We start from the raw sequence: 12,350 nt of genomic DNA on the forward strand, positions 1-12,350 counted from the left end.
CCTTTTGTATATTTGTCACCGTCCGTTAACGAACATACGCGGCCGTTAATGACTAGGGGAATTAATGGCTCGAAAAGGTTAAGAAACCGCTACGAATTGGCGGAAAGAGTAACTTGGCTGGACCATCAATTGGATGATTGCCACTAGGTCGTCGCACTCCTCAATCCTGTAGAGTTTCTTCCCGGCGCTGCCTGGCAGCTTCCATTAAATCTTCAATCAGTCTACGCACAGCCACCCTGTCGCGTAGGAGGGCAGCGTGCAATGAAGGATCGATGGGGGCCACCGTCATCAGATCTTTCATTGGGGCAGTGCTTTCGTTGTATTTAGTATGCATTGATATTTCCTCAGTTCTTGCAGAGAGGCACCACGGGAAACTGTGGATCATTCTTGTAACTGTTCCTTCTTCTGCTTTGCTTCTTCCGCCAACACGCCACCAAGTCCTATTTTTGAATACCGGCCGGTGCGTTCAACGGTCGCTGACCGCCCAATCAGAGCTGCCCCCGGGGTACTTGGGACGGGTAAGCGATGCCATGATCTTCTCCTTAAAATGCATAGCCTAGTGCGGCTGCGGGGAAAGCGTCACCAGTGGGCAACGTGGCTTGACGCCGGTTGATGCCGACACAACCATGTTCGCCGTGTTGAGACGCGATCTTTTCGTCGGATGAGGAAAGGGCCTATTTCTCGTCGTATGTTCGACACCGCACAGGCACTTTCCGATCGCGGCAGTACCTTGTATGCATGGCAGGTTGCCCTGTTACCCCCCCTTTCCGATAAAAATCCGGATTTCAAGCCCTCGGTTCCTTCCCCTATACACACCTCGGAATCGGGGGCCTTTTTGCACATGCCATCAGGCGCAGTCTTCGCGCATTGAAGGCTTTCGATGTTTTGCGACATGCATGGATCTCTGGTGCGGATTCTTTGCGCCTGGAGGATTCAGGTGCGTTCGATACCTATTCTGTTGCCGATGTCGAACTCCCCCCGCTGGGACGGTTGCCAAGGGCACATTATGGGCGGCGGCGTCATACCTGTTCCGGGTGGACTTGATGCTACCGCTAGCTTGGACATGGCGGCAGAAGACGGCCTTCGATGGGCTCGGTCGCAGATAGGCAGCGCAGCAAGATGCTGCGGTCCTTGCAGGATGGCACCCGCCAGATTGGCGAGAGATGTCACGCTTAGCCGCGCGATGTCGCGCAGGGCATGGAAGACGGGGCCATGTAAGGTGGGCTTGGACATATGTTTCTCCTAGATGAAAGTAGATCTGCAATCAGATCACCCGGCAAACACGCAGGATGAAGCGTGCATTGCCCCAGCAGCGTCGCTGCGACGAATGAGTGAAACTGGATGTGAATGGCGGGCTGGGGCGAATGACAGCTGGCTGACGCCTGGGACGGAGAACGATTCGCGGCGGAGGAAGGCGCTTCTACTAGTCCCCATAGTACGCGCATGCAGTCGCGACAAGACGGAATGCCAAACTATATTTCGCTATGCTTGGGCCCTTCATGATAGCGCCGTGATGGCGACGCGTAAGGAAAAATGCAGGAGCATTCGCCGAGATCGAGCTAGCAAGCCGACTACCAGCGTCGCTGATGCAAGCTCTTCTTCATCGTATCTGACCATGCTTGGCGGCAGCGTCTTATTCCCAGCGACGCGGTGGCTGCCTAAGCTTCTCGTTCCCTCATGCGCGTTCCTCGCATGTCCCTAGCCAGCTTCCCCGTACAATCCATACGAGAGTCCGCCATGTCGCCCAAGAAATCCCCTGCAGAAAAATCCGCTTCGCCCTCCTCAGCTTCCCGCGCCAAGAACAGTTGCCTGAGCTCAGGTTCGTTGTTGAGCACAGTTTCCGGCCCGGCTGACGGCAAACCGGCATTTTCCGCGGGCACACATTCGCCCTCGGATCTGTTACGTAAGATCGCAGGTTCTAATGCGACTGCTGCCGCCATGCCTGACAATCCCAATAAGTCCGGCGAATTTGGATTGCAGCATGCCGTGGCACCGGTGGGCACCGCGGTCGAGTCATCCGATCCCGATGTGGGTTCCAGCACTGTGACCGAAGCGCACGTCTCGGCCAAAACCGGGGGGGGCAGCCCGGTGCCCGGCACCAACGCGTTGGCTGGCTCGCTGGATCGGGTGCGTGCCGACGACAGCGACCAGGTGCTCACCAGCGACCAAGGCGTGCCTGTGGCAGATAATCAGAATTCGCTCAAGGCTGGACTGCGCGGGCCAACGTTGATGGAAGACTTTTTGCTGCGCGAAAAGATCACCCATTTCGATCACGAACGCATCCCCGAGCGTGTGGTGCACGCACGCGGCTCTGCCGCGCATGGTTACTTCGAGTGCTACAAGACGTTGGCCGACTTGACCTGCGCGGCGCCCTTTTCCGAAGACGGCAAGCGTACTCCGGTGTTCGCGCGCTTCTCCACCGTGGCCGGCGGCGCCGGCTCGGCCGACACGGTACGTGATGTACGTGGCTTCGCGGTCAAGTTCTACACCGATCAGGGCAACTGGGACCTGGTGGGCAACAATATGCCGGTGTTCTTCATCCAAGATGCGATGAAGTTTCCAGACCTTGTGCATGCCTTGAAGCCGGAACCGCATTTCGGCATGCCGCAGGCTTCCAGCGCGCATGACACGTTCTGGGATTTTGTCTCGCTGATGCCGGAATCCACCCACATGCTGCTGTGGCAAATGTCGGATCGTGCGATCCCGCGCAGCTATCGCATGATGCAGGGCTTCGGCGTACACACCTTCCGGTTGATCAATGCCGAAGGCAAGTCTGTTTTCTGTAAGTTTCACTGGACGCCCAAGGCGGGAACACATTCGCTGATCTGGGACGAGGCGGTGAAGATCGCCGGCGCCGATCCCGACTATCACCGACGCGACCTGTGGGAAGCCATCGAGGCCGGCGCTGCGCCGGAATGGGAGTTGGGCCTGCAAGTGTTCTCGGAAGACGAGGCCGATGGGCTGCCCTTCGACGTCCTCGATCCGACTAAGATTGTGCCCGAAGAACTGGTTCCGCTGGTGCCGGTGGGCCGCATGGTGCTCAACCGCAACCCCGACAACTTCTTCTCCGAGACTGAGCAAGTGGCCTTTTGTACCGCGCACATTGTCCCCGGCATCGACTTCACCAACGATCCGCTGCTGCAGGGGCGTATCCACTCCTATCTGGATACGCAGATCAGTCGCCTGGGCGGGGCCAACTTTCATGAGATCCCGATCAACTCGCCGCTGCGTGCGGTACACAATAATCAGCGCGACGGTATGCACCGCCAGGCGATCAACCGCGGGCGCGTGGCCTATGAACCCAACTCGCTGGGCGGCGGCTGTCCGTTCCAAGCCGGAGCGGCGGGCTTCCGCAGCATCCCACAGACCGTCGACGGCGACAAGATCCGTGCCAAGCCAGAACAGTTCGCTGATCACTATTCACAAGCCAAGCTGTTCTGGAAGAGTCAGACTCTGGCCGAGCAGTTGCACATCGTCAATGCCTTCCGCTTCGAGCTGACTCGGGTGCAGACGCCGGCGATACGCCAGCGTGTGGTGTCGCTGCTGGTCAATGTCGACCCGATGCTGGCGCAGCAGATCGCCGAAGGGCTGGGTTTCGCAGTGCCAGAAGCAGCCCCTGTGTTGGTAGACGCGCCTGCCGAATATTCTGACTCTCCGGCACTTTCTCTAAGCGCCTATCCTGGCGAGACAGGTATTGCAACCAAACGTGTCGCGTTGCTGGTGGCTGACGGCGTGGACGGCGCGGCGCTGACGGATATCTACGAACACCTGTTGCAGAAAGGAGCCGTGCCGCGCTTGGTGGGCCAGACTCTAGGTGCGGTGAGCTGCTCGAAGGGTAAGCTGCTCCAAGTCGAAATCACACTGTCGGCCGCCCCGTCGGCGCTGTACGACGCAGTGGCGATCGTCGACGGCGAAGCAGCATCGACGCTTCTGGCGGCCGACCCGCTGGTAGCTGATTTCCTGCGTGATCAGTACCGCCACTGTAAGCCCATCTTGGCGCTAGGAACGGCCATGATGGTGATCGACAAAGCGGAACTCCCAGAGCGCCTGCCCAATGGCGACGACGACTTCTCGTTGGCCGTGGGAGACGCCGAGTTGCTGGATGAGCTATTGCAGCAATTCACCGAAGCGTTGGCAGGACCGCGTGAGTTAGGCCGCGAAGCGTTGGCGTGAGATGTGCTGTTGGCGCTATGACTTCATTGCCGCCCAGATGTCAAAGCTGGCGAAACCATGAACGGAATCTGCCATGCTGAAGAAACTGAATCGCTTGTGGCTCTCCGGGATAAAAAAGGCTGCGAGCGCGCAACGTAAGCGTGTTGGTTCGATGTTGAAGACGCTTCGCACCAAGCCAGCCGCCTCGACCAAAGCCTCCGCGTCCAAAACCGGAAAGCGATCTTCGTCCATATCCGCCGATGTTTCCAAACCAATCGGCGAATGGATCAGCGGTCATCACCGCCATGGGCCCGGCCTGACGCAGCGTATTTACTATCGGCTGTTCCTGCCGCATGCACCAGGAGCTGATATGCCGCTGATCGTGATGCTGCACGGTTGCCAACAAAACGCCGCTGAGTTCGCACAAGGGACGAGCATGAACGTACATGCGGCAAAAAGAGGCTGCGCCGTACTCTATCCCGAACAGTCATTACGCGCTCATCCGCAGCGATGCTGGAAATGGTACGACAAGACCCTTCAAAACGGTGAGGGAGATAGCGCCGCGTTGGCCGCATTGATCGAAGACATCACGTCCATTCATGCCATTGACAGGCAGCGCATCTATGTCTGCGGGATCTCAGCGGGAGCAGCCATGGCGCACATCCTTGCGTTGACGCATCCTGCGCTGGTTGCCGCCGTTGGCCTGCATTCCGGTCCCGTCTTTGGCGGTTGCAACAGCGCGGCCGGTGCATACCGGGTGATGCAGCACGGAAGCCGCTATCCTACGGCGGCCATGGATGAGCTCCTGAATCGTTTGCCTCGCCTGCAAGCTACGCCGGCCATTCTCATCGGGGGCGACATTGACAAGATCGTGCGGCCGATTAATCAGGGGCAGCTGGCCGAGCAGTTCGTCCGTCTGAACCGAGCGCTGACGCTGACGGTAAAACCCATCAGGTACAAGCCATTTGGCCGGGCGTTAAAGAACGAACCGATACGGCGCAAAATGACGATCCGTGACTATACCTATGATCGCAAGGTGATGATCCGCTCGGTAATGATCGAGGGCCTAGGCCACGCGTGGAGCGGTGGCAATGATGCGCTCGCCTTCAACGCACGCGGGCCAGATGCGAGCCGGCTGATGCTAGATTTCTTGGCACGGCATCGCATGCGCTGATTTTAAGATCTTCCATCGCGCGGCTACCGCACGACGCCGGTCCGAACTGCAGCCTGACTACCGCTGCCACTTTTGCGGCGAAGTGGTGATGGTCAATCTGCCATTTTTCGACATGAGCGGTTGGGACGACTACGAGAAGGTGCTGGCAGCACGGCGACGTGCAAGTATTCTTTGAGTATTGTTCTTCCGAATCCCCTGACGTTAATGCGACGTGTATTCGAAGAAGTGCTATGGAGCATATCGATGCCATAGATAAATATAGAAAGCAATTTCTACTTCTCCAGCGAAAACAAGCGTACTGTGAGGATGACCTTCCGAAAAATGCTTTTCGGATGCTCACCCTCCTACGTTTCACTTCCTCTCTCCCCTCGCGGTTTTTGCGTACCGGATTAAGACCTGATTCTTAGGCCACATTTGGATTCTTTGAGAGCGCGATATCGCGCTTCTCGGCATGAATCGGAGGCACTATGAGTAAGGTAAATAGGCGACACGTTTCTTTGCCCCCAGAATTCTTTGCTTCTACGGAGAGAGTTTTCGATGGAGACTCTTCTCAGCAGGCGAATGATGAATTATCCGCCAGCGAAGTGTTCGGGGATGATGCGCTTCGTGAAGAACGAGCGATTTCTGCGGCGGAATCTGAGGGGCTTGCAACTCAAGAGGACTAGCCTCTTAGCTACTGCGTTTTTCACCTGATCCCCGCATGTTCTATGCTGCGTAGAAGAACCCCGCCGAAAAGTTATTCGTCGTTAGCTATATTTAAGAATACATAGGATTGGCATTCAAGGATGGGATTCAGCATATCTGCATGGATATTGCTTACCTTGAGCTGAATGTAGCGAAAACGGACATCGCGGCCTGTTCCGGTGACGCCTTAGTGAGACCGTGATGTAAAGGAAATATATGTCTATCGTTAATAGAATTAGGGGAACTCTGCACATCGGGCAACAGCGCTCGCCCCCCCCCAAAAGAAGATGCGTCGCGTTCTCGCGATGCCAACAATCCACAGCCATGGGAGCGGAGTCGCGAAGAGAAAAATCAGAATCAAACCGACCAGCAAGGCGACGGGTTCTCGCGTCGCTACCCTGGCGGTGACATTTATCGGAAAGATCGTAAACCAGAGAAGGCGTAACTCGACATCACCGCTCAGAGTCCCTAATCGCCTTTTTGGAAAAGGCCGCTGTTGACTTGCTGGCAGATTTTCCTCTCTCCATTTGACCCGCCTTCCATGCCAGTCCGAATGCTGTCACGCGATCATAGAGCCCTTCGTAGCCGAGCGCTCGTAGTCTCAAGAACGTCAGCTTAAGAGTTTTTCTTTATTTACGCGACTTCGCACGCTCTGCGGCAAGCCAAGTAAAGGGGCGGAGCGCATATTGGTCCAGTGAGCTTGAGGATTGCCTGTTGGGATAGGAGGGATCGACCGCTGCAGATCGAATTTTGAGGCGCACGGTGGTGCGAGATGTCTAGCCTGCTGGCTATTTCTCTGATCTAGACGCGATCTCTGATGTACTAGCGCCGAATAATTCCAAGTAAAGCCACATCCGACTCCGGTCTGTCTACCGCTCGCCGTCATGAGCAAGATTGTGGCCTCTAAACAAAAAGGCCCCCATGAAGAAAATGGCGTCCAGCATTTGTCACCGCGGATGGAAAATAAAAGTGCGGTACGAACAAAAACTCTATCACTGGACTATCGTCGAGCTTCTAGCTGTGCATGACAATGATCAGATCGCCGCAACAGAAACCTCCCTGCAGCAACGTTATGCAACCAGCCAAGCGGCGCTCGCATTCGGACATATAGAAGGTCGCCGACTCATTGATGAGAGGTTGGGGCCGGCTCAGTAACGTGACTCTCGTCTCCGAGTGGATAGGTCACCCGGTTACGAAAGGGCTACGCTTGTGGGTAGTCGCCGGTAAACCATGTGCTTGATTTGATATGTATAGCCAAGAGCGCTTCCGTAGCACGCCAATAGCGCGAGTGCGAAAAGAACGCGTAAATTATCCCCATTTTCCGTGCGTAAATCTGTGGATAATTATCGGTGGTGGAACCCTTAGCCATGTCGTCAGGGCCTCTCCAGATTATGCTTATTTATTGAGCAGATCGAAATGTCGTGGCGAGATGTACTCATCTCGGGACGAGCAATGATTGCTCGTCATAGGGTTTCGCCTGATAGCTTATCTGCTACGTCCGACCTAAGGTATATTAAGGACTGGGGAGAATGATATGAACACAGCGACGATGCTCGTCGAGCACTACATGCTCTTGATCAAAAACATCGCCTATCTCACCGCAAATGGCGTGCAATATCGTGATCGAATGGAGCCGCTAGTATTGCGCGCAGCAGATCATTTGCATATTGCGCACATTGCCGATGCGTCTACCTGTAGGACGCTTTTAACCTTGGCGATAGAAGATGAACTTTGCCATCTTCACGGCGAACCGCCGCTATATGCGGACTGCCTTCGCGGAGCTCTTCAAAGCCTCGGTCGTCTGCATCACTGAAAATAATTTCAATTGAAAACGCCCGCACACTGCGGGCGTTTTACCGTTCTGATCGCCTACTTACAAGGCTCGCAAAAACTCAATTAACTCCATACTTAGAGGTGGACAATGCAGAGTAGTTTATTTTCGTCGCATTGCTTAGTGCATACCTCCTCGCCGGATGCGCCAGCCCAGAACTACAAGGCATCGTCATGGTTCCTCCCGATAGCTACGCCCTTCCGTCGACAACCAATCTTGGGGATCTGTCGGCCAACGGGAAAAAGTCTCTCATGCTCCAAAAGGCCGAAAGTTTTTGCCAGGCTCAAGGACGTCAAGCACAGCAAATCGTGAACCTTTCCCGGGAGAATGCAATTGGATCCTACGCAACACCCGAGATGCAATTCAAATGCATCGTGGCTCGACAATAAAATTTCGCCTTTCCGCCAGAAAAGGCCGCTAGTTCACGGATGTAACGAAGTCGAGTAATTCCACGTAGCGGCATGTATATCACTCCGTTTTCTCGCTCGTTGGTGATCAGGATTGTTGTCTAAACATGGGGCACCTTGGGACGCAAATTTCTTTGGGGAAGTGAGTCAGTTTTCGATGCAACTCAATCCGACCCGCGTCAATGACATATATAAGTTGTCAGTCGCACAGACTCTCATTACATCTGAGCGATAAAGTGAAGAAGGTCGTTGCTGAGATGCGGCGACATCACTATATTTTGTCGATCTCGGAGGCTATTTTGATTACAACTGCGCTAACCGGCGGTGTCGCGAGCAGCGATTTTGACAGTTTCCTTATATCAGCTGTTCGCGCCAAATCTGTAAAAAATCCTTCCATGGCGGAGAGACATTTTTTAGTGGCTGTTGGAAACCAGTATGGAGAGATTTATCGCTTAATAGGAGCGGATACAAAAGGAGAACTAGAGTCTTTACTTTCCATTCTCGAATCTTGCAGCTGGAACGTCGTGGCTACTGAGTTTCCTCTCACAGTTTCCAAATATTACGCTGTTCTATTTCAGCCAAAGGACGTTGATGCTGTGGCAAGAAGAAAAGAAATGGCTAAAAAATACAAGCGGCAACCCGCCTAATCTCGCATCAGGTCTACTTTCCCAAAAAAAGCCCTCGACGCGATGTAGAGGGCGAGAATCTAATTTGGAGGGAATTGAGGGAGACATGCCGAATATATTGCATCACAAAACTAAGCCAAGGTCTGCCATCGGCCAGAAGCGGGCGCCGTATAGGTCGCCTGGAAGTAGGTGGCACGGATCAGCGATGCAAGTTACCATCTGGGGAGAATGGTAACGAAACAGAAAAAGGCAGCACCTCGCAAGCGCTCCACCTCTAGAAAAAGTAAAAGTAAGCGATTGAGTACACTCAGCCGCTTCTTAATTTCCTTCACCAGTACGACGATCATCGTCTTCGGCATCGCCAGTTGCGTCCTCAACCCGCAGCTGACCGAAGACATACGCAATGCGTCATATCTACCGCACCTCGACTGGTCAGACGAGGATGGCTCTGCCCCGATAGAAAAAGCCGAACCAGGAAGCACCGTCACACGCTTCTCTCAGTGCCCGCAGTTCTTCCCTGGTGCTCGGCCGCCGCAATTACCTGCTGGCGCCCACTTACGGGAATTATGTTTCAGTGCTTTTGCGATCCTATATAACACCCAGACAAAGACGCCATTTATAGCTGTGGAGCGCTTGAACCGAGCCACGCTCATACACGCCCGGGATCAGCACCGTACCAACAGGTTCTATGCAGAATCGCGGCTGCCTCGCGCCGCGCGAGCAGCGCTTGATGACTACAAGGGATCGGGCTATGCGCGTGGGCACATGGCGCCAGCAGGTGACATGTCCACACCTGAGTCTATGGCGCAGAGCTTTTCGCTCGCCAACATGGTTCCGCAAAATCAGGCGCACAATTCCGGCCCCTGGTCCAAGATCGAACAGGACACGCGCAAGTACGTCATGCGCGCCCAAGGTGATGTCTTCGTCTACACGGGGCCCCTGTTTGAATCTTCGATTGGTACGATTGGACGAGGTCGCATTGCTGTTCCTGACCACATCTTCAAGCTGATTTATGACGTGAACAACGGCAGATCCTGGGCTTATGTGCAGCCAAATCGAGCAGATACGCGGACAGGGCCACCTATCGATTACGATGCCTTTGTACGGAGAACTGGGCTGCATTTGCTGCCACAAGGCGGAGCACATAGGTAACTTCGACGGCCGTTTCGACTACAGATGGCCTCCACGTGCCATTTGTACCCTCGACTCAAACTAAATCTTCTTTTGTTTTCAGGAGATTTAGATGGCCACTCTATATACACCCGCCCCCCCATGGAACAAGGGTAAGCTTGTTGGGCAAAAAGCCCCGTTGAAGTTGAGCGAGATATGGTCAATTCGCATTCGGCTTCAGCTTTCCGAGCGGAACCGCGAACTTGCGCTTTTTAATCTGGCGATCGACAGCAAACTCCGCGCATGCGACCTGGTCCAGATTCGGATCCAAGACCTATGCCAAGGAGGTCAAGTTGCAAGTCGAGCTGCAGTTTTGCAGAAAAAGACGAGGCTGCCGGTACAGTTTGAGATAACGACTGGCACTCGCGAGAGCGTTGGGAAATGCATCGCTATGGCAGGGCTTAAAGCTGGCGACTTCCTCTTTCCCAGCCGCCGGCGCGACTCTCATCACGTTTCGACACGACAATATGCCCGTATTGTTAAGAGATGGGTTGCCGAGATAGGGCTTGATCCGTCGTTATATGGGACGCATAGCATGCGTCGCACCAAGCCAACCCTGATCTATCGCCGCACGAAAAATCTTCGCGCCATCCAATTGCTTTTGGGGCATACGAAGCTTGAGAGCACAGTCCGCTATCTAGGTATTGAAGTAGAAGATGCTTTGGAGCTGGCGGAACAGACAGACGTCTAATGCCAAATAGACCGGTCATTGTCTAGATGGCCGGTCTTGGCCGATAGCGAACGCTGACACGCGTCCTGGCTGAGGATGCAAATTTGTGAGAATTCAGGAGTTTCTGATGAACAAAGGTCTGTCGGCGCTGTCAGACTTCTCTCCTATTCTTTCAGGCGAGTGCAATCATGACGGCATTCCTCTACGAGCACAAAACGAATGACGCAGAATTTATCTATAGGCTTTGGTATTCCCACCATGCTGAAGGCTGGGCTGTAGATTCTGCGCAAATCTTGCGTAGGGGGGAAACGCTGTTGCCAAAGCGTCCGCTGAAAGGAACTCACCTCGATGCATCGGGGGCCATCGCCTACGGCGTGCGTTGGTGCGAAACCATCTCTGCATATCTGGAGGCACAGGATTTTTCCACCGACGAATGGGCGGAGCGGCTTCTGGAAGGCACAAAGACTAAGAACTAGTGAATTGTTAAGGCTGCCTCACAGTTTCAATTGAAAGGGCTCGCTTATGCGGGCTTTTTCATTTTTAGTGACTGAGCCTCTGAAGCGCCATGCGAAGGGAGTCTGCATACTGTGGATGCTGACTATGAAGATGACAAAGCTCATCTTCGATAGCTAAGCCCAACATTGTTCGACAGGTCGGTGCATCCGCAACATGCGCCATACACAAGTGATCTATCGCGCGTAAGACGAGAGGTTCCATACGGTCAAGATACTGCACTCCATGGGCGGTGAGATAGGCAATGTTCTTGATCAAGAGAAGATAGTGTTCTACTAGCAGTGTTGCGGTATTCATTTCCGTCCTCCTCTTTACTTAAGCTCAACTTTAGTTCTGGATTACTAGATGAGGTATCAGGCGAAACCTTAGACGACAAAGCAACATTGAGGATGTCTTCCTCAATTCGCTTCCACCGACGTGAGCTCATTCAGCCGCTCTCTCTTCGGTCAGCATCTAGCCCCACATACTTAGGAAATTTCCCGATAGGCCGATGAAGATCCAACATTTAAACTATGTGCACGTCTCCTGAATCCTGTGGGATTTAGCTTGCCCCCGATAGCAGTATCGGGGGCTTTTTTCTTTCCGAAGCAATCGGATCGATGATCTCCATTACCTTGCATCAGGAAGGAAATACCTGATTTCGTTGTTCTCTTGATATGACTAAGATCTGTCTCACATTGAGGCGGAGTTCATTTTGAGGAGCTAGTGATGACGAAGTTATGGGTGAAATTCAAACCTGCCAATCAATCGGCTCAGCAAGAGCTGCAGTTCGAGATTGACGCAGCATTTTTGAGTGCAGATATGGTTCTTCGCGCGTTGGGAAATCATCTGCGGCCGCAAGAAGAATGGCCTTTTGCGGTGTCCCTGATTAACTGCCCGGATGATGCCGATCTTGGCGAACGTGCGGTTCGTATGCACAGGTCTCAAGCGGCGCGAAATCACCTTGGCGTTACCTACGTTTCGTATCGACCTGAAGGGGTAGTTTCCGAGCTGGCGTGTTAGCGCAGGTATGCCATGATGGCCCGATAGAAGTAGGCAACAATTGTTTGAGGTGGCGTAGTGGAAGTTTTGAATTTGCTGTTCGCGATAGCCGGAATAATTGGCGTCCCTGTAGTGCTTTGCT

10 protein-coding genes are annotated in these 12,350 nt (G+C 53.9%); 9 read left to right on the plus strand and 1 reads right to left on the minus strand.

All coding sequences use genetic code 11. The features are described from left to right. Positions 1-160 precede the first annotated feature (160 nt). Positions 161-334 carry a hypothetical protein gene (locus tag CEJ42_RS25030; protein ID WP_165774428.1) on the minus strand — a complete coding sequence of 58 codons (174 nt, stop codon included), beginning with the start codon at positions 332-334 and terminating at the stop codon, positions 161-163. Between the two features lie 1,403 nt (positions 335-1,737). Here CEJ42_RS25030 and CEJ42_RS12655 point away from each other — a divergent pair. The 9 genes from CEJ42_RS12655 (at position 1,738) to CEJ42_RS24535 (ending at position 12,229) form a co-directional block, all read left to right on the plus strand. After that, entirely contained in the window at positions 1,738-4,173 is a 2,436-nt protein-coding gene (locus tag CEJ42_RS12655) for a catalase (RefSeq protein WP_088751301.1), read from the plus strand. Positions 4,174-4,246: 73 nt separating this feature from the next. Continuing rightward, positions 4,247-5,326 carry an extracellular catalytic domain type 1 short-chain-length polyhydroxyalkanoate depolymerase gene (locus CEJ42_RS12660; RefSeq protein WP_243397855.1) on the plus strand — a complete coding sequence of 360 codons (1,080 nt, stop codon included), beginning with the start codon at positions 4,247-4,249 and terminating at the stop codon, positions 5,324-5,326. A 1,605-nt stretch (positions 5,327-6,931) separates the two neighbouring features. Further along, entirely contained in the window at positions 6,932-7,165 is a 234-nt protein-coding gene (locus tag CEJ42_RS24520) for a hypothetical protein (RefSeq protein ID WP_129587713.1), read from the plus strand. Positions 7,166-7,544: 379 nt separating this feature from the next. Then, on the plus strand, positions 7,545-7,823 hold the full coding sequence (locus CEJ42_RS24525) for a hypothetical protein (protein WP_129587714.1): 279 nt from the start codon (positions 7,545-7,547) through the stop codon (positions 7,821-7,823). 661 nt (positions 7,824-8,484) lie between these two features. Next, positions 8,485-8,895, plus strand: coding sequence for a hypothetical protein (locus tag CEJ42_RS24530; RefSeq protein WP_129587715.1), 411 nt, complete (start codon positions 8,485-8,487; stop codon positions 8,893-8,895). Between the two features lie 207 nt (positions 8,896-9,102). Next, positions 9,103-10,026, plus strand: a complete 924-nt coding sequence (locus tag CEJ42_RS12665) for a DNA/RNA non-specific endonuclease (protein WP_088751302.1) — start codon at positions 9,103-9,105, stop codon at positions 10,024-10,026. Positions 10,027-10,117: 91 nt separating this feature from the next. Then, the gene (locus CEJ42_RS12670; protein WP_088751303.1) at positions 10,118-10,735 is read left to right on the plus strand and encodes a tyrosine-type recombinase/integrase; all 618 of its coding nucleotides are present in this window, start codon (positions 10,118-10,120) and stop codon (positions 10,733-10,735) included. Between the two features lie 167 nt (positions 10,736-10,902). Then, the gene (locus CEJ42_RS12675) at positions 10,903-11,190 is read left to right on the plus strand and encodes a hypothetical protein (RefSeq protein WP_088751304.1); all 288 of its coding nucleotides are present in this window, start codon (positions 10,903-10,905) and stop codon (positions 11,188-11,190) included. Positions 11,191-11,935: 745 nt separating this feature from the next. Continuing rightward, complete coding sequence (locus CEJ42_RS24535; protein ID WP_129587716.1) at positions 11,936-12,229, plus strand: hypothetical protein; 294 nt, start codon at positions 11,936-11,938, stop codon at positions 12,227-12,229. Positions 12,230-12,350 lie beyond the last annotated feature (121 nt).

The sequence above is a fragment of the Herbaspirillum robiniae genome (assembly GCF_002213415.1).
GTDB lineage: Bacteria > Pseudomonadota > Gammaproteobacteria > Burkholderiales > Burkholderiaceae_D > Herbaspirillum > Herbaspirillum robiniae.

What these genes read in the sequence shown, in the direction of transcription:
- CEJ42_RS12660 (WP_243397855.1), top strand. Translation starts at nt 4,247, where the DNA reads ATGCTGAAGAAACTGAATCGCTTGTGGCTCTCCGGGATAAAAAAGGCT.
- CEJ42_RS12675 (WP_088751304.1), top strand. Translation starts at nt 10,903, where the DNA reads ATGACGGCATTCCTCTACGAGCACAAAACGAATGACGCAGAATTTATC.
- CEJ42_RS25030 (WP_165774428.1), bottom strand. Translation starts at nt 334, where the DNA reads ATGCATACTAAATACAACGAAAGCACTGCCCCAATGAAAGATCTGATG.
- CEJ42_RS24535 (WP_129587716.1), top strand. Translation starts at nt 11,936, where the DNA reads ATGACGAAGTTATGGGTGAAATTCAAACCTGCCAATCAATCGGCTCAG.
- CEJ42_RS12670 (WP_088751303.1), top strand. Translation starts at nt 10,118, where the DNA reads ATGGCCACTCTATATACACCCGCCCCCCCATGGAACAAGGGTAAGCTT.
- CEJ42_RS12665 (WP_088751302.1), top strand. Translation starts at nt 9,103, where the DNA reads ATGGTAACGAAACAGAAAAAGGCAGCACCTCGCAAGCGCTCCACCTCT.
- CEJ42_RS24525 (WP_129587714.1), top strand. Translation starts at nt 7,545, where the DNA reads ATGAACACAGCGACGATGCTCGTCGAGCACTACATGCTCTTGATCAAA.
- CEJ42_RS24520 (WP_129587713.1), top strand. Translation starts at nt 6,932, where the DNA reads ATGAAGAAAATGGCGTCCAGCATTTGTCACCGCGGATGGAAAATAAAA.
- CEJ42_RS12655 (WP_088751301.1), top strand. Translation starts at nt 1,738, where the DNA reads ATGTCGCCCAAGAAATCCCCTGCAGAAAAATCCGCTTCGCCCTCCTCA.